Below are 18,998 nucleotides of genomic sequence, written 5' to 3' on the forward strand. Positions count from 1 at the left end.
GGCCGGCCGGGGTCAGGACTGCACGCCCAGGCCCTTGGCGACTCCGGCGCCCAGGTCGGGGTGGACGTTGGTCCAGTACTCGACCACGCGCTTCTTCATGTCGTCGGTGACCTCGGGGGCCGAGGCGTGGCCGACGATGTTGCCCACCATGTTGGTGCGCTCGGACTCGGTGAGGACCTTCTCCCACAGGGCCCGGGCCTGAGAGAAGTCGTCGTCCTCCTTGTGGAGCTCATAGGCCGAGCGGACCATCTCGCCGCCGACCTCGAAGGCCTCGGCCGCGTACAGCTCCGGGGCCTCGGTCGGGCCGCCGGCGGTGTTCGGGGCGTACACCGGGTCCGCCTGGTTCTGGTAGGTCATCGGGCCGTCGAGGTTGTAGCTGCGGACCGGCGAGACCGGGGCGTTGACCGGCAGCTGGTTGTAGTTCGGGCCGATGCGGTAGCGGTGGGTGTCCGGGTAGGAGAACAGGCGGCCCTGCAGCATCTTGTCGGGGCTCATGGCGATGCCCGGGACGAGGTTGCTGGGCTCGAACGCGGCCTGCTCGATCTCGGCGAAGTAGTTCTTCGGGTTCCGGTTCAGGGTGAACTTCCCGACCGTGATCTCGGGGTAGTCCTCGTGCGGCCACACCTTGGTCAGGTCGAAGGGGTTGAACCGGTAGTCCTTCGCGTCCTCGAAGGGCATGACCTGGACCTTGACGGTCCACGAGGGGTTGTCCCCGCGCTCGATGGCCTGCCACAGGTCGCGGCGGTGGAAGTCGGGGTCCTCGGCCTCGAGGCGCTTGGCCTCCTCGGCGGTGAGGTTCTCCACGCCCTGGTCGGACCTGAAGTGGTACTTCACCCAGAACCGCTCGCCGACCTCGTTGTACCACATGAAGGTGTGGCTGCCGTAGCCGTGCATGTGCCGCCAGGTGCGCGGCGTCCCGCGGTCGGTCATCAGGAACGAGACCTGGTGCGCCGACTCGGGGTTGAGGGTCCAGAAGTCCCACTGCATGTTGTTGTCGCGCAGCTGGTTGTCGGCGCGGCGCTTCTGCGAGTGGATGAAGTCCGAGAACTTCGAGGGGTCGCGGATGAAGAAGATCGGCGTGTTGTTGCCGACGATGTCGTAGTTGCCGTGCTCGGTGTAGAACTTGATCGCGAAACCGCGCGGGTCGCGGGCGGTGTCGGCGCTGCCCAGCTCACCGGCGACGGTGGAGAAGCGCAGGAGCAGCGGGGTCTTCTTGCCCTTCTGGAACAGGTCCGCCTTGGTGTACTTGCTGACGTCCTCGGTGACCTCCAGCTCACCGAAGGCGCCGCCGCCCTTGGCGTGCACGACCCGCTCGGGCACCCGCTCGCGGTTGAAGTGGGCCATCTTCTGGATCAGGAAGTGGTCCTGGAGCAGCAGCGGGCCGTTGGGGCCCACCGACTGGGAGAGGCCGTCACTCGGGACCGGGTGGCCGGCATCGTCCGTGCTGTAGGGAGCGGTCACTGCTCACACCTTTCGAAGTTCAACGTTGGCCTCGTTGGGGCGCGGGCGCCCCGTGGCTGGCCTCGGCGGAGGCCGGTGCGGATCACGCGGGAGGGCTCGCCCCTGCGTGCGCCCGCTCCGGGCTCGCGTCCTCCGCTCGGCACTTCGGACAGACGCCCCAGAACACCACCTCGGCCTCGTCGACCGCGTACCCCTGGGCGTCCGAGGGAGCCAGGCACGGGGCCTCGCCGACGGTGCAGTCGACGTCGGTGACCGCCCCGCAGGAGCGGCACACCAGGTGGTGGTGGTTGTCCCCGACGCGGACCTCGTAGCGGGCCGGGGAGCCGGCCGGCTCGATGCGCCGGAGCAGGCCGGCCCGGGTGAGCGCGTGCAGCGAGTCGTAGACCGCCTGGGTCGACACGTGGCCGACCCGTCCGCGCACGCCCGCAGCGACCCGCTCGGCGTGGAGGTGGTTCCCCTCGCGTACCACCTGAAGGATCGCCAGCCGCGCCGCGGTCACCCGCAGCCCGGCCGATCGGAGGCCCTTCGCGTCGTCCATGGCGGCCACTCTAGGACACAATCTGGAATAGATCAAGAAACTGACCCCCTCCAGAGAGAGCCGGGCGCGGGCCACCCGACCAGCTACTGCCCAGGTAAGACGGTCACGGCCAACAGACCCTTGGATGAAGACTTGAACACGGTGTAACACAGACGGCAACGGTCTTATCACTGCACGCATACGGTTCTCCCACACCACCGGTGGCCGCATCCGGACGTACACCCCGCCCCGACCGGAGCCGTCCCACCGGGCAGAGAACGACGGGCGCGGGACCCCGCCGCCCCGACCGACCCCCGAGGTGTGGACCGCTCATGAAGCGAACGACGGCAGCCGCTCTCCTCCTGTCCGCCTCGCTCGCCGCGTCGTGCAGCCCCGCGACCGGCGACCTGGAACGCGCCGAGGACGGCGACGGCACCCCCTCTTCCGAACCCGAGCCCGAGCCGTCCAAGGAGCCCTACTCCATCGCATTCGGCGGCGACGTCCATTTCGAGGGGATGCTCCGCGGCCGCCTGGACTCCGATCCCGACACGGCGATGGGCCCGATCGCCGACACGCTCTCCGATGCGGACCTGGCGATGGTGAACCTGGAGACGGCCGTCACCGAGGGCGGGACCCCCGCGCCCGCCAAGCAGTTCCGGTTCCGGGCCCCGGCGACCGCCTTCGACGCCCTGGACGCCGCGGGAGTGGACGCGGCCACCGTCGCCAACAACCACGGCATGGACTACGGCGCCGACGGGCTGGAGGACACCCTCTCCAACGCCGAGGACGCCGACTTCCCCGTGGTGGGGGCGGGCCGCGACGAGGAGGAGGCCTACGCCCCGCACACCATTGAGCTCGGCGGCGACACCGTCGCCCTGCTCGGCGCGACGGACGTGCTCGACGGGCACCTGATGGAGTCCTGGACCGCCGACGGCGACAAGCCGGGCCTGGCCTCCGCCAAGGCCGAGATGCGCGACCGCCTGCTGAGCGCCGTCTCCGACGCCGCTGAGGACGCGGACACCGTCGTGGTGTTCCTGCACTGGGGGCTGGAAGGCGACCACTGCCCCCTCCCGCACGCCTCGGAACTGGCACGGGCCCTCATGGACGCGGGTGCCGACGCGATCGTGGGCGGGCATGCGCATGTGCTGTCCCCCGGCGGATACATGCCCGGCGGCTATGTCCACTACGGCCTGGGCAACTTCGTCTTCTACAACCACAGCGGACCGACGGCCCAGAGCGGGGTGCTCACCCTGAGGTTCCAGGACGGCAGGGTGATCGGCGACGAGTGGACACCCGCGCAACTGGAGGGCGGGGTGCCCGTTCCCTATGAGGGCGAGGCCGCCGACTCCGCCCTCTCCGAGTGGGAGGACCTCAGGGGAGCGTGCCCTGTGGACCTGTCGGCCGTGCCTCCAGGGTGACGTGCTCCCGGAGTGATGGGCGACCGCGGGAGCGGTCAGGCCGTGTAGCGCGCGAGGACCTCGTCGATCTCCGCCTTGAGGCCGGTCTTTCGAGTGCCGTTCATAAAGGACGCGTCCACCCCGTTGCGTGCTAGGAGCGCGAGGGTCGGCAGGTCCAGTCCGAGTCGGTGGGCGGTCCGGTACTCCCCCGTGAGGTCGGTTCCGAACATCGGCGGGTCGTCGCTGTTGAGCGTGGCCAGCAGCCCTGCGTCGAGCATTCGGGGCAGGGGGTGGCCGGCGATGCTCTCGACAGCGCGCGTGCGCAGGTTCGAGGTGGGGGACACGTCGACCGGGACGCGCTCGTCGCGTAGGCGCGCCACCAGCTCCGGGTCCTCCATCGCCTGGATGCCGTGTCCGAGGCGCTCGGCCGCCAGGTCGTCGAGCGCCTCGCGGACGCGCTCGACGCCGCCGACCTCGCCGGCGTGGGGCAGGCTGCGCAGCCCGGCCTTGCGCGCGCCGGCGAACAGGTCGGCGAAGGGGGTCCGCGGGACCTCGATCCCGCCGACGCCGAACCCGACGACACTGTCCGGGCCGTGGGCGAGCACGGCGTCGAGGGTCTCCTCCCCGCTCTCCACCCCGTAGTCGCCGGGGAAGTCGGGGATCCACCGCAGCTCGATGCCGTGCTCGCGGGCGGCCCGCACGCGTGCGCGCTCGATGCCGGAGAAGACCGTGCGCGCGTCGACGCCCCGCATCAGGTGCGCGTAGAGGCTGACGTGGACCTCGGCATAGCGCACGTTCTGCGCGGCGAGCGTGCCGGCGACGTCGCCGGCCAGCAGCGCGAAGTCGTCCTCGCTGCGCAGGGTCGCCACGGAGGCCAGGTAGACGTCGATGAAGTGCGGGAAGTCGGTGAAGGCGTACCAGTCGCGGACCGCCTCCAGCGTGCCGGGGATGCCCTCGACCCCGTTGCGGCGGGCGAGGTCGAACAGGGTCGCGGGCCGCATGGAGCCTTCGAGGTGCACGTGGAGTTCGACCTTGGGCAGGTCGCGGATGAAGGCCTCGGCAGGACCGGGGAGGGGCGCGAAGGGGCGGTGGGCGTCGGGGGTGTGCGTCTCCATGCGGGAACGGTACGCCCGGGTCCGTGGGCTTCCAACGGCGACGGGGCGTTCTTGACGGGGGTTCGTCAGAAGGGCCGGCGGACGCGGCCGCGTGAACTGATGTTTCACGTCGAACACGGCGCGCACCGGGGCGGGGGGCAAGCGTCCGCGCTACGGCCCGGCGTCGCGGCGTCGCCGAACGGCCGGGACGGGCGCCCGGTTCGTCGGACTTGGTGGCATCCGTCCGGACTCGATAAGGTCGACCCGAATTAGGAAGGAACCTTGCCCGTTTCTCGGGGCAGGGCCTTCCCGAGTGGGGCCGCGCGGCGTCGGTGCCCGCGATCGCTCCCGGCCCCGCGGCCGCACCGGGGCGGCCGGGCCGCTTCCCCCGCGTGAGGGCCGAGCCGCCGCCGACCGACGCCGAACGGGCCGAAGGGCGCACCGTCGGCGGGGTGCGCGGCGGGACCGCCGCCCCGGCCTACACCGGCCCGCACCGTCCGCATCGCACGCGGGGACCGCACGGTCCGCGCGCTCGACCGAGCGTCTGGGGAAGACATGACCTTCAAGCAGTTCGCGTCCTGGGGCGCGGGAACGCTGGCCGTCTCGACGGCCCTGCTCCTGGCCGGGAGCGGGGCGGCGACGGCGGCGCCCGCGACGGCGCAGCCCGCACCGGAGTGCCCCGCCGACGGCGGGATGCCCGGGATCGGCAACGAGCCGACGTTCACCGACAACAACGTCGCTCTCTTCGCCGGCGGGGACTACACCGCCACCGGCGGCTCGGCGGAGGCCGAGGGCCTCCTCGTGGTCAAAGGCGACGCCGAGTTCGACAAGGCGTCCGGCGGCGTCTACAACGTCGGACGCGTCGGCGTCGGCTCGGGCATCCACCCCACGCCCGGCCAGGCCATGCTCACGGTCGGCGGCGACATGGCCGTCGGCGAGGGGACGACCGTCGACGTCGGGCACGCCGTCTCCTCCGGCTCCGGCAGCGGCGGGGCCGTCCGGGTCGGCGGGACGCTCGACGAGCGCGGCACCCTGGAGACGAACGGCGGCGACCTGCGGACCGGGATCGGCGCGCAGGAGGCGCTGGGGCCCTTCCGCGGGTTCGCGGCGACGCTGTCCTCACAGTCCGGCGAGCTGGGTGCCCTGGAGCCGACCGGGACGGCCGAGCGCAACGGCGCCCGGGTCACCTTCACCAGCACGGGCGGGGGAGGCCTCCAGGTCTTCGAGATCGCCGCCGCCGACCTCGACGGCGCCTCGGAGTTCGTCTTCGACGCCTCCCTCCCCGAGGACGCGGCGGTCCTGGTCAACGTCGAGGGCGGCGACGCCGTCTCCATCGACCCGCTGTACACCTCCTACAAGGGCGAGCGCGTCGACGGGTACGGGTCCGCGCTGTTCGGCGAGGCCGCCTCGCGCATCCTGTACAACTTCACCGACGCGCCTTCGGTGAGCCTCGGCAGCGGCGGCTCCTTCATGGGCTCGGTCCTGGCGCCGGAGGCCTCGGCGGACATCACCGCCAGCACCAACGGCCGCCTGTACTTCGGCGGCGACGTCACCACGCACGGCTCCGGCAACGAGAGCCACAACTACCCGTGGACCGGTGCGCCGGAGTTCGACTGCGAGCCCGGGACCCCGACCCCGGAGGAGCCGGACGGCTCCGAGGAGCCGAACGAGCCCGAACCGACGGAGCCCGGCGAGACCGCAGAGCCGGAGACCCCCGACGAGACCGGGGAGCCGAACGAGCCGGGCGAGCCGAGCACGCCCGCCGAGCCGGGGAACCCGGACGAGCAGAACAAGCCGGATGGTTCCGAGGGGTCGGACTCCGACGGCGGCCTGCCCGTCACCGGGTCCGACCTGGGCCTCCTGGTGGCCGGCGCGGTCGCGCTGATCGGCGCCGGCGGCGCGGCCCTGGTCGCCGCCCGTAAGCGGCGGAAGGCCTGACCCTCACACTCCACAGAGGCCGGTGGGAACGGGCCGCCCCGGGACACGTCCCGGGGCGGCCCTCTGCGTCTCCAGGGCCGGACCGGCCCGGCCCTATTCGCCGACCCGGTAGGTGACGTGCACCGCGCGCGGCGTCTGCACGACCTCTTCGGCCTCAAGGGGGATCGGGCCGGTACCGAGGTGCTCGAAGAGCGGGGTCCCGCCTCCGAGAAGCACCGGGGCGATGTGGACGCGGAGCCGGTCGGCGAGTCCCGCACCGACCGCCTGGGCGCACACGCTCGCTCCGCCCATGACCACGACGTCCTTCCTGTCGGCGGCGGCCCGTGCCTGCGCGACGGCGTCGGCGATGCCTGAGGTGACGAAGGTGAAGTCCCCTGAAAGGCGCCGGGTCGCGGGCGCCTTACGGGTGACGACGAAGTACGGCGGCTGGGAGGACTGGTCGCGCTCGCCCCCGTATCCCAGGTCGCCGTGCCATCCGTTGGGCCCGTCGACGAAGTCGAACAGGCGCCGCCCCATGACGACCGCACCAGTGGCGGCGGTCTCGTCCAACAGAGCCGCGTCGGCCTCGGTGCGCTCGGACATCGCCCACTCGTGCAGGACCTCGCCGCCGCGCCCCAGACCATGCTCCATGTCGGGCCCGGGGGCGGTGACGTACCCGTCCAAGGACATGGAGATGTCCACGACGACTCTGTTCGTCCCAGCGCTCATCGGCCGTGCCTCCTCAGGTCGGTTCCGCCCGCTCCGGGCGGTCACCGGTGAGACCGGCGGAATCGGCCGCGTTCATCGGCCCCGCCGGCTACCGCCCTCTGAGGTTTTACGTCCAGAAGCGATGACTTTCCCACCGGCCCGTCGTCATCATGGGCAAAGCCTCACACACGAGAAGGGCGATCCCCATGCGCATCCTGGTCATCGAGTTCATCAGCCTCGACGGTGTCGTCCAAGCCCCCGGCGGCCCCAAGGAGGACACCGACGGCGGCTTCGCCCACGGCGGGTGGACGTTCGACTTCTTCGACCCCGAGATCGTCGGCGGTTCCTTCGACAGGGCACTGGAGAACGCCGACGCCCTCCTCTACGGGCGCCGCACCTGGCAGACCATGGCCTCCGCCTGGCCGGAGCGCGCCGGGGACCCGTTCGCGGACAAGATGAACGCGATCAAGAAGTTCGTCGTGACCGACACCTTGGACGACTCCGACCTGACGTGGAACAACACCACCCGCGTCCCCGGTTCCGAGGCCTCGGCGCACATCCGCAAGCTGCGCGAATCCGACGGCGGCGACCTGGTCGTCATGGGCAGCGCCTCCCTGGTACGCACGCTCCTGAGCGAGGACCTGGTCGACGAGCTGCGGCTGGTGCAGATGCCGGTGGTGCTCGGCGGCGGCAAGAGCATCTTCCCCGCGGGCGGGGGGCTGCGGAAGTTCGAGCTGGTATCGACGACACAGAGCGACAAGGGCGCACTGGCGACCACCTACCTCCGCGCCGAGGAGGGCTAGGTCCTGTCTGAAGTTCGGATCACGAACGCGGTGCGATGCTGCGGATCAAGAGCATCGCACCGCACAGTCCCGGAACACCACACCTAGGGCCGAGGTGGGTCCCCTCGCCCCCGAATTCTTGACCGTTCGATCCACATAACTTACGGTCAGCCCCATGGCCAGAACCCGGGAGTTCGACACCGGCGCGGCGGTCGGCCGCGCCATGGAGCTGTTCTGGACGCGCGGCTACGAAGCGACGTCGGTGCGCGATCTGACACGGCACCTGGGAATCGGACAGGGGTCCCTGTACGCGGCGTTCGGCGGCAAGGACGGCCTGTACCGCGCCGCTCTGGAGCACTACCGCACCACCCTCGCGGCCGCCGCCCTGCGCGACCTGGAAGAGCAGGCCGACGCCCGCTCAGCGGTCCGCGCGCTGCTGGCCGAGCGCCTGCGCATCGCCGTAGGGCGCGACGGCCGGGGGTGCCTGGCCGTCAACGCGACCTGCGAACGCCTGCCGCAGGACGCGTCACTGCGGCGCGTCGTGCGCGACATGCAGGACGCCACCCGCGACACGCTCGCCGAGGTGCTGCACGCGGCCGCCGAACGGGGCGAGATCTCCCCGCGGCACGACCCGCACACCCTCGCCGCCTACCTCGTCACCTTCCTCAACGGGCTGCTGGTCTCGGCGAAGATCACCCCGGACGTCCATGCGCACGAACCCCTCGTGGAGGTCGCCCTGGCCGCCATCGACTGACTTTTTCATGCCCTGAATCTGTAACGAACGATCAAGAATCGTCCCGGGTGCCACCTCACCGGGACCGGAAAGGCCCGAGCGCATGATGCACGACCACGACGGCGCCCCCTCCGCACCGGACGCGCCACCGCCAACGGCACGAACCTGCACTACCGGACCGCCGGCTCCGGCCCCGCGGTGGTGCTGCTGCACGGCGTGCCCAGCCACGATGGCGTCCATGGGGCGTTCCGTTACGAGGACTACATGGGTGTGCACCGCGACGACGGCCTCGTGTTCGTCTCCCTTACCATGCGGTCAGGGCGTACACCCGAGATGAAGAAGGCCCTCTACAGGCGGATCGCCGAACTCGCCCAGGAGTACGCGGGGACCGAACCGCGCAACGTCTTCATCGGTCTGACCGAGAACGAGGCGGTCGACTGGTCCTTCGGCAATGGCGAGGCGCAGTACGCGACGGCCTGAGCGCGCCTTGCGCCCCTTCCGCAACCGTTCCGAGGAGGCGGTATGGAACTCCCGTCTCTCGCGGCCCGGGTATGGCGGAAGCGCGAGTACGCGGTCGCCCTGAGCGGCGTCTTCCTCCTCGCCATCGGGCTGAGCCAACTGGGCGGCCCGGAGCCCGGTTGGGCCTGGTACCCGCTCGTCGGGGGCGGCGTCCTCCTCGTCGGGGTGCCGGCCAAGCTCGCCTGGAACGCCCGCCGGACGGCGCGCCAGGGGCGGAACGGCCCCTCGTGACGGTCGCCCCCGACGGGGAGGCCACGGGGATCACAGCCGCCACCGTGCTCCGCGCGGGCGCGGCGAGGTGCTGCGGCGGATCGGCTTCTGACCGGTCCGCCCCCGNGTTCTACGGGCGGTACCGCTCAGGCGGCCTTGCGGAGGGGGGCGCCTGCGCGGTGGAGGTGGGCCATCGCCTCCACGTGGGAGCGGAGGAAGCCGGTCTCGTGGTAGGAGATGCCGTTCTCCTCGCAGTACTCCCGCACGATCGGCTGGGCACGGCGCAGGTTCGGGCTCGGCATGCTCGGGAAGAGGTGGTGCTCGATCTGGTAGTTCAGACCGCCCAGCGCGATGTCGGTGAACCAGCCGCCCCGGACGTTGCGCGAGGTCAGCACCTGCTTGCGGAGGAAGTCGAGCTTCTGGCCCCTCTTGAGGGTGGGCATGCCCTTGTGGTTGGGGGCGAAGATGCAGCCGAGGTAGACCCCGAACAGGCCCTGCTGGACCAGGATGAACACGACCGCCTTGACCGGGTCGAGCACCGTGAACACGGCCGCCAGGTAGAGCACGAAGTGCGCGCCGAGCAGCACCGCCTCGGTCCCCCGGCGCTTGGTCGTCGGGCGGAACAGCGCGCGCACACTGCCCACGTGCAGGTTGAAGCCCTCCAGCAGGAGGAGCGGGTAGAAGAGGAAGGCCTGTGAGCGGCCGATGAGGCGGGGGATCCGGGAGGCGGCGCGCGCCTGGTCCTGCGACCAGACGAAGACCTCGGGCTGGACGTCGGGGTCCAGGTCCTCGTGGTTGGGGTTGGCGTGGTGGCGGGTGTGCTTGTCCTGCCACCAGCCGTAGCCCAGGCCGATGCCGAGGTTGCCGACGATGCGGCCGACGGCCTCGCTCGGACGCCTCTTGGCGAAGATCTGCCGGTGCGCGAGCTCATGCGCGACCAGGCCGACCTGCCCGAACACCGCCGCGAGGACGACCGCGGTCCCCAGTTGCCACCAGGTGTCGCCGAGCAGCGCGAACGCGGCCCATGCCGCGGCATAGGCGACACCGATCAGGCTCAGCCGAACGGCGAAGTACCCCGGCGTGCGCTCCATCAGTCCGGCCTGCTCGATCCGTCGAGAGAGCCGGGCGAAGTCGCTGCCCCTCCGTTGCCCTCCTTCCCTCGGCTCCGATTCCGTCCTGGTCACGGACATGGCCTGTTCCCCCGTCTTCGGATGTTCTCCTCATGACATGACAAACCTAGGCGGAAGAGGGGGTCAGGCGATATGGCGCGCACACGCCGATTCGCAGGGGTGCAGGGTCCACCACGACGTCAGGACGTTCGTACCTGAGTAGGGGTACGTCGGCCCCCCACTCGGCTACCGGCGCCGCCCTCGCCCCACGGCTGCGGCGGGAGCGTCGGCCCGTGGGGGCGCCGGCGGGTGCGTCACTTGCGCCAGAAGAGGTGGTGGACCACCCCGCTCGGGCTGGGGACGACCTCCAGGTGGAAGCGGTCGCGCAGCTCGTCGGGGGAGTCCCACAGGCGCAGACCGGATCCGAGCTTCACCGGCGCGACCGCGATGTGCATGGTGTCGACGAGGTCGGCGTCCAGGAACTCCCGGACGGTGGTGACGCCGCCGCCCAGCCGGACGTCCTTGCCCTGCGCCGCCTCCTTCGCCTGTTCCAGGACGGTCGCCGGGTCTCCGCCGACGAAGTGGAACGTGGTGTCGGAGAGGGTGAAGGAGGGGCGCGGGTGGTGGGTCATGACGAACACCGGGGTACGGAACGGGGGCTCGTCCCCCCACCAGCCCTGCCACTCGTGGTCCTCCCAGGGGCCGCGCTGGGGGCCGAACTTGTTGCGCCCCATGATCTCGGCGCCGATGTTCCGGGAGAAGTCCCGGGTGAAGTAGTCGTCGAGGCCCCGGGTGCCGCCGGGGTCGGTCCGGTTGGGCCAACTCGCCGTGGCCCCGGCCCAGGCGAAGAGCGCCTGCGGGTCGATGTCGCTTCCGAAGGGCTTGTCCAGGCTCTGGTCCTCACCGGCGGCGACGCCGTCACTGGTGACGGTGAAGTTCTGGACCTTCAGGAGCTGTGGCATGGGTTCCTCCCCGTGGTTCCGGTGACAGTGGTGGGACTGCTCTTGGGACTGCCCCGGAGAAGGCAACTCATCGCCGCTCAGAGCCTCCGGACCCGCTCAAGAACGGTCGTCGGCCCGCGACGATTCAACGAACCGCCGCCTGCCACCCGTCTTCCACGGCCACGGCCTCGACGGAGAGGGCCTCCGTCTCCGGCATTCCTGCTCGCTTCCACTCGTCCAGGAGGCCGCGCAGACGTTTCAACGCAGGTGAATCGGGGGCGTCGGCCATGAACCGGGCATCTGGGAGCACCCCCAGCACAGCGATGTGGCCGCCGTCGACGACCCCGTATCCGACCCGGTTCCCCACTCCGGCGGAGACGAGGCCCTCCGGATTGCGGGCGATGAGCCACATGCGCACATGGTCGGTGGTCGGCCAGTCCAGGCCCTCCTCAGCCTCATACAGGGAGGAGTGGACGAGGGTGTCGAGCAGCTCGGCGGCCTGTTCGGGTCGGTCGTGCAGCCATGGCGCCGAAAGGTAGGCGTCGGCCCCGGTGTCACGCGCTGCGGCATCGTCGGCTTCGAAGCGCTCGTTGTACGGCTCGGCCATGCGAACGTACGCGCCCCGGTGCAGGCGCAGGTCGGTGGGGCGCCCCTCCGCCGCGGTGAAGGAGACCATCGCCGTCGAGTAGGTCATGGCCGCCATCGCGAGGGGGTGAAGGACGCGGCCGCCTTCCACCGTCTGCCGGACCCACGTCCGGGGGATGCGGTCGGGGGTGGTCCACGCGACGATGCGGTCGAACGGCGCGTGCTCGGGTGCACCGACGATCCCGTCGCCGCTGATGGAGACGATGCCGGTGTAACCGGCCTCCCGGTGCAGCGCGTCGGCACGCTCGACGAGCCGGCCGCGGATGTCCATGCTGACCACGGCCCCGTGGGGCCCGACGAGCTCGGCCAGGAGCGCAGCGGACATCCCCGACCCGGTCCCGATCTCCAGGACGCGCATCCCCGGCCGCACATCGAGCACGCGGAGATGCCGAGCGATGACGCCGACAGGGGTCGTGTGGTCGACCGCGCGCCCGTCCCGACCGCGGTAATGGGCCTCGTCGACTGCCTCTGCTGCGGCCTCGACGGCATCGTAGGTGTGGGCCATCCTGGCTCCTCCATAAGTGTCAGATGCGAATCGCTGCGTACAGGGGCCGATCGGCGGCCTCCTCCCCTACGGGCCCGTCCTGTGCCTCCACCCAGGCGTGGGCTTCGCAGGGGGCGAAGCGACAGCCGAGGCACCAAGTGAAGCGGCGGCGCACCAGGACGCCTGTCAAGTGCGCTGCCAGGGAGTTCTCCAGGCAGGCGGATCGTCCGAGGTAAAGGCGTGCCACACGGTCTCGCGCGGCGAGGATCGCCTCGGCCTCTCCGGCACCCGCGGGCCGCGGAGTGAGCGCCGTTCCCGCCTTGGCCAGCGCCAGGCAGACCCGCAGAGGACAGAGGCGCAAGGCGGCGAGTGCGATCACGAAGCCAACGGTGGCGGCGGCGAGGCGGCCAGGAGAGGCCGGGGGGCCGGCAGTGTCGACTCTGCGCACTCTCACCGGTCCTCCCCGCTGTCAAGCACCAGCAGCCTGCGAGCGAGGAGGCCTTCTACCAGGGCCCAGGTGTCGGACTCCACCAGGGCCGGATCGACCCGGTACCGGTCGGCGACGGTCACAGAGGCCTCCGTTGTGTCGACGCCGGCGGTCAGGTGGCTCCACAGGAGCGCGGCCGTCGATGAGAGGAAGGTCCAGTGTCCACGGCCTCGGACGTCGAGGAGCATCGCTCCGTGCTCGCTGACGACCGCGTGCACGTGACGGCTCGGCCTCACTCGCATCCCGCTCCTCCGATTCCGTTCTCGACTCCACGGATCCACATCTCGAAGGCGATCACGGCCTCCAAAGCGGCGAACCTGCCGGGCGCACCCGCCGCCAGGCGGTCGAGTTCCGCCCGCGCGGCGGCCCCGTCGACGATCCCGTTCTCCTGGAGCCGGGAATCGGCGAGCATGGCGCGCAGATAAGGGGCGTTGGCGCGCAGACCGGCCAAGGCGGTTCCGTCATAGGCCCCCTTCGTAGTCCGGCGGAGAACGGCCTCAGGGACCGCTCCGGTCATTGCCGAATTCAGCAGTGGTTTCTGTACCTCCGGGTCGGCGCGTTGGTGAGGAGGAATCGACAGCGCAGCACGCACAACGCGGCCGTCAAGGAAGGGAGCGTGAGCGGAAAGCCCGGCCGCGCGTTGCAGCATGGCCAGTTCTGCCTGGTAGGCGCCGTATTCGCGGGCTTCGGCCCATGCCCTGCGCTGTGCGAGTTCAGACTGCGGGACGCGGGTGGTCTCAGCGGCCTCGCGCAGACGACCGGCCACCTCCCGACGTGCCGAGGGGGTCAGGAGCACCGCGGCGCCCGATCCCCCCGTCCACGTGAATCGGTCGACCGCGCCGCGCCTTCGTCGCGCCCCTGCGTCGGCCGTCTCCACCTGGTCCGCCAGTCGAAGGAGCCCTTGAGCGTAAGAGGTGTGAGCCAGGCGCACCGCGGTTCGCACCACATCGTGAACAGGCAGTCGACGCAAGCGGGCAAAGGCGGATGCATGCGCGGCGAAGTCGCGCCGACGGCGCAGCCTCCATAGCTCGGCGAGTGAGAAGGCAGGGGGCGAGAACAAGGTGTCGGCGCCGGAACCGGTGAGGTGAGCCGTTGCGGCGAGCTCGCACGAACGGCGCGCGGCCCCCCGATGGACAGCCCACCGGGGCGCATCCGCGAAGGGCTGATCCGTCGCCGGGGCCGTCTCCATGCAGTCGAAGAACCTCCCCATGCCGACGCTCTCATGGACCAGTCCTTCCAGCTCATCGGCGGCGCGGCGGGCATAGTCGGGGTCGTCACTGGGACTGGCCGGATCATCGCGTGTCAGAGCGACGACCTTGCCCGTGAAACGGGTGGCGAGAGCGGTGATGGTGGTGGAGTCCAGGCCACCGGAGAGATCGCAGGTCACGACTCCGCCCGCCCGGACGCGCACCTCGACCGCTTCGAAGAGGGCCTCTCTCAGCTCGTCTGCGGCCCTGTCGAATTCGACGACGGCCGCTTCGTTCTCGTAGACGGCCATCGAGACCCCACCGTGTCCGGTGATCAAGGCCGTTCCGGGTCGAAGGCGGTTCACCCCCGCGAAAGCCGAACGGTCGGCGATCGCCTCGGGAACCAGTGGGCACACCAGCAACGCCGCCAAGGCCGCGTCGTCGATTCCGGCTCCCGTCCTCCGCGCCAGGCAGCGGGCCGAAGTGGACCACACCGGTCCATGACCGGTACGGCTCCAGTAGACGGGGCGGACACCGGCGGCATCACCGATGACGACGGTCCGTCCTGGGCGATGGGCGACGACCCAGTAGGAGCCGGGCCAGCGGGTCAATGCCCTCCAGTTCTCAAGGGCGACCGTTGCCGGGGCGTTGGCGAGCTCCTCGTCTTTCGCATAGCAGTCGCCGACCACCGCGACTCGGAAGGCGCCTTTCCTCGCCGTGCGCACGGATCCGGACCCGTGCACGCGCACCGGAATCGACGGCTCCCACACCGCGACGCCCCCGGCTTCGACACCACCGGGGACGCCCCCCGTCAGATGCATGCCGTGCACCTCGCAGAAGCAGGAGAGCCGGGGCCGCCGCCGGCAGTGGTCCCAGGGCGGCGGCCCGACGCGGGTCACTCGAAGTAGCGGTTCTGGTCCTTGGAGTCCTCGGCGAACTTGCCGAGGGTCACTTCGGGCACCGGTCCCATGTCCACCACCATGGGCGGTTCATAGGTGTCCGGCACTACGACGGCCTCGGGCTCCATGCCGACCTCCTCGATGCTGGAACTTCGGGCGGCCGATCGGTCGGGGCCGACCGATCGCGCCCCTTGAGCGCGGAGAGGCGCACCTCTACGCCCCATAAAAGACTTAGTTGAGACTAAAATGAGACTCACTATCGAGTCAAGAGGGTCGTCTCAGGGAGCGCGGTGCGGCCTACGGACGAACCGTGGGCATCTCCGCGAGGAAGGCACGGCTATCGGCTTCACTCAGGGCATGCTCGCGCAGCACGGCGTGGATCGAGCGGTACTGGTCGACCTCGTCGGGCTCGGTGATGACGAGCTCGCGAGTGAAGGTCTCCACGATCACCGTCGGGTCGTCCGCGACCTCGTAGAGCAGGAAGCCGTTGTCCTGGGCTTGCCCGAACGCGCTCGTGAAGGGAAGGACGCGGAGCTCGACGTTGGCCAGCGTGCTGACGGCCTGGAGGCGGTCGACCTGGGCCGCGAGGAGTGCGTTGTCGAAGGGGTACCAGCGCAGGGCGGCCTCGGTGACGACGAAGCGGAAGCGCTTGTCCCTCCGGTAGAGGACCTCTTGGCGCTGCATGCGCGCGGCGACGGCGGCGGGCACGTCCTTGGTCGCGGAGGCGTCGGCCAGTGTCAGGACCTGCCTGGCGTACTCGGCGGTCTGGAGCAGGCCCGGCACAAGAGAGGGCTGGAAGGAAAGAACCTCGCTGCTGCGCTCTTCCAGTGCGCCGACCTCCCGCTGCCGCTGCTTGAGGCCCTGGGCATGGACGGCACGCCAGCGACGGGACTCCACCAGCGCCGCCTGCGTCAGCTCCTCAGCCTGCTCCCGGTCTTCAGAAGAGGCCCGGCAGGCGTCGAGCCACTGGTCGACGTCGTCGGCCGACGGACGGGTCCGGCCGTTCTCGATCTTGGAGACCTTCGACTGCGACCACCCCAGTTCCCGGGCCAGTTCATGGCCGGACAGCCCATGGTCGAGGCGGGCCGTACGCATGAGCGAAGCGAGGCGGCGCCGCGCTCCCTGCGCTCTGGCGCTCTCCATGGACCTCCTCAGGCCTAGTCTCATTTGAGTCGCAATACATTCCCGATCTCCGTCATAGTCTGTGTGCGATCGGGGTAGAGCCAAGACTAGCGCGCCCTATGTCCCCTTCCCCAAGGAGCACGGCCGTGACGATCATGTCCCCGTCGGAGTTCCGCGACGTCTTCGACGACTTCGAGCAGCAGATGTTCCGGCTGGAGTCCCTGGACTTCTACGTCGCAGAGAACGAGCGGGAACCCCTCGAACGGTTCCGGGCCGGCCTCCCCCAGGACCCCGCCTGGCGCCGCCCCTGGGCCGGAACCATCGCGGCGATCAACGCCCGGGGCGCGTCCATCGGACGGGTTCACGTGGTCACCGAGCCGCTGACCGAGTACGTGATCTTCGAGATGACGTGCGCCTACCCCGCGAGCGTCCGGGCCGGGGAGGACGTGCGCATCCTGCCGCGCGCCATCGCCGAACGGATGGGCGTGCCCTGTGAGGACTTCTGGCTCCTCGACGACGTCCGAACCGCGCGGATGGCCTATGACGAGGAGGGCAACTGGCTCCATGTGGACCTGACCGACGACCCGGAAATCGTGCGGGGGCACGTTCGCTTGCGTGAACTCGTCCGCGCCGAGGCGACACCGCTACTCGACTACCTGTCCAGCGCCGGCCTGAAGCCTGCGCCGGGTTCACTCCTCACCCCACAGGAGCAGCAGTGACCGAGAACCCGTTCGCCCACTCGGAGTTCTTCAAGGCCGGAGGGAGCGGCGACAAGGGCTGCGTCGAAGCCGCGATCACCCACCGCCTCCCTGACCGAGTAGGCCTGCGCGACTCCAAGAACCCGCACGGCACCGTGCTCGTCCTTCCGCCGCGAGAGTGGGCGGCCTTCGTCCACCACACGGGCCGGGACCTCTGACGGCGCCCGCGTGACACTGGTGCGGCCGCTCTCGCAGGCGGCCGCACGGGTAGTGAGAGACAGGGCGCGACAGAGGTCAGAACTGGTTCGTCTTGGCGGCGTCGATGAACGCCCGCCACTCGGGGGAGCCGAAGAGCAGGGCACCGAGGTCCCGGTGCTTCGTGTCGCGCACGGCGCTGGCGCCGGGGGTATCGGCGACCTCAACGCAGTCCTGCGACTCCGCCTGACTGTAGCTGGACTTACGGAAGATGAGTTCCATAGGAGAGCGCTCCTCTAAATCTTCGACGCGAGGTCTTTCAGGTACTCATGAGACTGAGCGACGGACAGCGCGGATGCCTGAACGTGGTCATAGAGCAACCGATAGCGCTGAAGATCTTCCAGGCTCTCCAGGTACAGATCATCCGTCGATGACTCCACATAGACAACAGCGGGGTCCTCTGGGAACTCTAGGAGGACGAAGTGCCCGCCCAGCCCGGCGTGTGCCCCGGCCGAGAACGGCAGCACCTGGATGTGGACGTTGCCCTGCTCCGCCGCTACCGCGATCAGCCGTTCCAGTTGCTCCTTCATCACGTCCGGCCCTCCGATGGGACGCACGAGAGCGGCTTCGTCGACAACAGCCCATAGACGGGCCGGATGCTCCCCCGTCAGGACCTGCTGGCGTTCCATCCTGATGGCGACGCGACGAGGAATGACCTCCTCGTTCGTCCCGAAGCCGCGCATCAGAGCCTCTGCATACGCCGGAGTCTGGAGCAGCCCCGGAACCACCCCGAGCTGGAACGTCCGTATCACCGAGGCCTCAGCCTCCAGACCGATGTAGGTCCCGGAGCCGAGGAGGTCGTCGTGGGCTGCCCACCAGCCCTTCTGCCGGGACTGGCGGGCCAGTTCGACCATAGCCTCCCTGCGCTCTCGCTCCTCGACCCGGTACACGTCGAGCAGGTCCTTGATGTCACGGGGATTGGGGCGCTTCCACTCGTTGCGCTCCATCCTGGTGATCTTGCTCGTGTCCCATTCGAGCTGCTTGGCCGCCTGACTTGCGGTGAGCCCTGCGGCCTCGCGGAGGCGGCGGAGTTCGAGACTGAGCCGTCGGCGGCGGACTGTCGGGCTGTACCTCGGCATGGCGCCCATCCTTCCAGGCCTCCGCCCCGGACTCAGAGCGCAATTCGGATTTCCGGCCACATATTACACGCATTGCTTTTTACGTATTGCGATTTCAGTATGGCACATGCATGCTGAAGCTCACTGGTCGTACCGACGCCGCCACCGGCGGCGCACGAACCCCCTGGGGGCTTCCATGTCCGCCTCGTCCCGCACACCACGCCCGCCCGCCTCTCGCGCCTTCCGCTCGGTGCGGTGGGAGCCGCGCATCTATCCCGGCACGCTCTGCCAGGCCTCGCGTGTGCGCGCCCACGTGCGCACCGACCTCAAGGGCTTCCCCCAGGAGGCCGTGGACACCGTCGAGCTGTGCTGCTCCGAACTCTTCGCCAACGCCGTGGCCTACACCGCCTCCGGAGCCGAGGGCGGCGAGGTCACCCGCCGCCTGAGCCTGCACCGCCCCGACACCCTCCGGCTGCAGGTCACCGACTCCGGATGGACCCCCACCCGGCCCGCCGTACCCACCGACCGCACCGCCCGCGACCGGGCCGAAGCCGAAGGACAGCGCGGCCTACTGCTCATCGAGGCCCTCGCCCTGCAGTGGGGCTACTTCCCCGTCCTGCCCCACGCCTCCTTCAACCTGGGCCTGTGCGTGTGGGCCGACCTGCCCGTCGACCCCGGCGGGGTTCCCCGCGGTTTGGAGGCCTTCATCTTCACCGCCTGAGCCCATGGACCGCTGCGGCCGCCCCGGGAGGGAGAACCCGGCGAGTCGACGAGC

23 protein-coding genes are annotated in these 18,998 nt (G+C 70.2%); 9 read left to right on the forward strand and 14 right to left on the reverse strand.

Going from position 1 to position 18,998, the window contains the following annotated elements; genetic code table 11:
- Positions 1–12: 12 nt before the first annotated feature.
- Both D450_RS0116480 and D450_RS0116485 read right to left on the reverse strand, forming a co-directional pair.
- Positions 13–1,461, reverse strand: coding sequence for a catalase (locus tag D450_RS0116480; protein ID WP_017539760.1), 1,449 nt, complete (start codon positions 1,459–1,461; stop codon positions 13–15).
- 82 nt (positions 1,462–1,543) lie between these two features.
- Complete coding sequence (locus tag D450_RS0116485) at positions 1,544–1,999, reverse strand: Fur family transcriptional regulator (RefSeq protein ID WP_051063607.1); 456 nt, start codon at positions 1,997–1,999, stop codon at positions 1,544–1,546.
- Positions 2,000–2,310: 311 nt separating this feature from the next.
- On the opposite strand from D450_RS0116485, the gene D450_RS0116490 reads away from it, so the two are divergent.
- The gene (locus D450_RS0116490) at positions 2,311–3,396 is read left to right on the forward strand and encodes a CapA family protein (protein WP_017539762.1); all 1,086 of its coding nucleotides are present in this window, start codon (positions 2,311–2,313) and stop codon (positions 3,394–3,396) included.
- 35 nt (positions 3,397–3,431) lie between these two features.
- Here D450_RS0116490 and add read toward each other — a convergent pair whose 3' ends face one another.
- Positions 3,432–4,490, reverse strand: a complete 1,059-nt coding sequence (add, locus tag D450_RS0116495; protein ID WP_017539763.1) for an adenosine deaminase — start codon at positions 4,488–4,490, stop codon at positions 3,432–3,434.
- Positions 4,491–5,024: 534 nt separating this feature from the next.
- Here add and D450_RS0116500 point away from each other — a divergent pair.
- Positions 5,025–6,407 carry a choice-of-anchor A family protein gene (locus tag D450_RS0116500; RefSeq protein ID WP_017539764.1) on the forward strand — a complete coding sequence of 461 codons (1,383 nt, stop codon included), beginning with the start codon at positions 5,025–5,027 and terminating at the stop codon, positions 6,405–6,407.
- 93 nt (positions 6,408–6,500) lie between these two features.
- Here the strand turns inward: D450_RS0116500 and D450_RS0116505 are convergent, their stop codons facing one another.
- Positions 6,501–7,115 carry a dihydrofolate reductase family protein gene (locus tag D450_RS0116505; RefSeq protein ID WP_026128597.1) on the reverse strand — a complete coding sequence of 205 codons (615 nt, stop codon included), beginning with the start codon at positions 7,113–7,115 and terminating at the stop codon, positions 6,501–6,503.
- A gap of 185 nt (positions 7,116–7,300) precedes the next feature.
- Between D450_RS0116505 and D450_RS0116515 the strand changes: the two genes are divergently transcribed.
- From D450_RS0116515 to D450_RS0116530, 4 genes are all read left to right on the forward strand, one after another.
- Positions 7,301–7,897, forward strand: a complete 597-nt coding sequence (locus D450_RS0116515; RefSeq protein ID WP_017539766.1) for a dihydrofolate reductase family protein — start codon at positions 7,301–7,303, stop codon at positions 7,895–7,897.
- 154 nt (positions 7,898–8,051) lie between these two features.
- Positions 8,052–8,630, forward strand: a complete 579-nt coding sequence (locus D450_RS0116520; protein WP_017539767.1) for a TetR/AcrR family transcriptional regulator — start codon at positions 8,052–8,054, stop codon at positions 8,628–8,630.
- A gap of 195 nt (positions 8,631–8,825) precedes the next feature.
- Positions 8,826–9,089 carry a tautomerase family protein gene (locus tag D450_RS30430; RefSeq protein WP_241483190.1) on the forward strand — a complete coding sequence of 88 codons (264 nt, stop codon included), beginning with the start codon at positions 8,826–8,828 and terminating at the stop codon, positions 9,087–9,089.
- A gap of 42 nt (positions 9,090–9,131) precedes the next feature.
- Positions 9,132–9,359 (forward strand): hypothetical protein, encoded by a 228-nt coding sequence (locus D450_RS0116530; RefSeq protein WP_017539769.1) that lies wholly within the window; start codon positions 9,132–9,134, stop codon positions 9,357–9,359.
- Positions 9,360–9,484: 125 nt separating this feature from the next.
- Here D450_RS0116530 and D450_RS0116535 read toward each other — a convergent pair whose 3' ends face one another.
- The 8 genes from D450_RS0116535 to D450_RS0116570 form a co-directional block, all read right to left on the reverse strand.
- The gene (locus D450_RS0116535) at positions 9,485–10,429 is read right to left on the reverse strand and encodes a fatty acid desaturase family protein (protein ID WP_017539770.1); all 945 of its coding nucleotides are present in this window, start codon (positions 10,427–10,429) and stop codon (positions 9,485–9,487) included.
- Between the two features lie 332 nt (positions 10,430–10,761).
- Positions 10,762–11,409 carry a dihydrofolate reductase family protein gene (locus D450_RS0116540; protein ID WP_017539771.1) on the reverse strand — a complete coding sequence of 216 codons (648 nt, stop codon included), beginning with the start codon at positions 11,407–11,409 and terminating at the stop codon, positions 10,762–10,764.
- A 124-nt stretch (positions 11,410–11,533) separates the two neighbouring features.
- Complete coding sequence (locus D450_RS0116545; protein ID WP_017539772.1) at positions 11,534–12,538, reverse strand: protein-L-isoaspartate O-methyltransferase family protein; 1,005 nt, start codon at positions 12,536–12,538, stop codon at positions 11,534–11,536.
- Between the two features lie 19 nt (positions 12,539–12,557).
- Positions 12,558–12,971: a lasso peptide biosynthesis B2 protein gene (locus D450_RS0116550; protein WP_017539773.1), complete on the reverse strand. Its 414-nt coding sequence runs from the start codon at positions 12,969–12,971 to the stop codon at positions 12,558–12,560.
- Positions 12,968–13,240, reverse strand: coding sequence for a PqqD family protein (locus tag D450_RS0116555; protein WP_017539774.1), 273 nt, complete (start codon positions 13,238–13,240; stop codon positions 12,968–12,970). The genes D450_RS0116550 and D450_RS0116555 overlap by 4 nt, the downstream gene beginning before the upstream one ends.
- Positions 13,237–15,012, reverse strand: a complete 1,776-nt coding sequence (locus D450_RS0116560; protein ID WP_152520855.1) for an albusnodin/ikarugamycin family macrolactam cyclase — start codon at positions 15,010–15,012, stop codon at positions 13,237–13,239. The genes D450_RS0116555 and D450_RS0116560 overlap by 4 nt, the downstream gene beginning before the upstream one ends.
- A 74-nt stretch (positions 15,013–15,086) precedes the next feature.
- Positions 15,087–15,218: a lasso RiPP family leader peptide-containing protein gene (locus D450_RS33410; protein ID WP_017539776.1), complete on the reverse strand. Its 132-nt coding sequence runs from the start codon at positions 15,216–15,218 to the stop codon at positions 15,087–15,089.
- A gap of 169 nt (positions 15,219–15,387) precedes the next feature.
- The gene (locus tag D450_RS0116570) at positions 15,388–16,233 is read right to left on the reverse strand and encodes a helix-turn-helix domain-containing protein (protein ID WP_017539777.1); all 846 of its coding nucleotides are present in this window, start codon (positions 16,231–16,233) and stop codon (positions 15,388–15,390) included.
- 134 nt (positions 16,234–16,367) lie between these two features.
- Between D450_RS0116570 and D450_RS0116575 the strand changes: the two genes are divergently transcribed.
- Together D450_RS0116575 and D450_RS0116580 are read left to right on the forward strand one after the other, a co-directional pair.
- Positions 16,368–16,931, forward strand: coding sequence for a DUF6879 family protein (locus tag D450_RS0116575; RefSeq protein ID WP_241483192.1), 564 nt, complete (start codon positions 16,368–16,370; stop codon positions 16,929–16,931).
- The gene (locus tag D450_RS0116580) at positions 16,928–17,128 is read left to right on the forward strand and encodes a DUF397 domain-containing protein (RefSeq protein ID WP_017539779.1); all 201 of its coding nucleotides are present in this window, start codon (positions 16,928–16,930) and stop codon (positions 17,126–17,128) included. Before D450_RS0116575 ends, D450_RS0116580 begins: the two co-directional genes overlap by 4 nt.
- 76 nt (positions 17,129–17,204) lie before the next feature.
- Here the strand turns inward: D450_RS0116580 and D450_RS0116585 are convergent, their stop codons facing one another.
- Both D450_RS0116585 and D450_RS0116590 read right to left on the reverse strand, forming a co-directional pair.
- Complete coding sequence (locus D450_RS0116585; protein ID WP_017539780.1) at positions 17,205–17,387, reverse strand: DUF397 domain-containing protein; 183 nt, start codon at positions 17,385–17,387, stop codon at positions 17,205–17,207.
- Between the two features lie 14 nt (positions 17,388–17,401).
- Positions 17,402–18,253 (reverse strand): helix-turn-helix domain-containing protein, encoded by an 852-nt coding sequence (locus tag D450_RS0116590; RefSeq protein ID WP_017539781.1) that lies wholly within the window; start codon positions 18,251–18,253, stop codon positions 17,402–17,404.
- Between the two features lie 166 nt (positions 18,254–18,419).
- Between D450_RS0116590 and D450_RS0116595 the strand changes: the two genes are divergently transcribed.
- Positions 18,420–18,944, forward strand: a complete 525-nt coding sequence (locus D450_RS0116595) for an ATP-binding protein (RefSeq protein WP_017539782.1) — start codon at positions 18,420–18,422, stop codon at positions 18,942–18,944.
- The last annotated feature ends 54 nt before the right edge of the window (positions 18,945–18,998 follow it).

The organism is Nocardiopsis halophila DSM 44494, assembly GCF_000341245.1.
GTDB lineage: Bacteria > Actinomycetota > Actinomycetes > Streptosporangiales > Streptosporangiaceae > Nocardiopsis_A > Nocardiopsis_A halophila.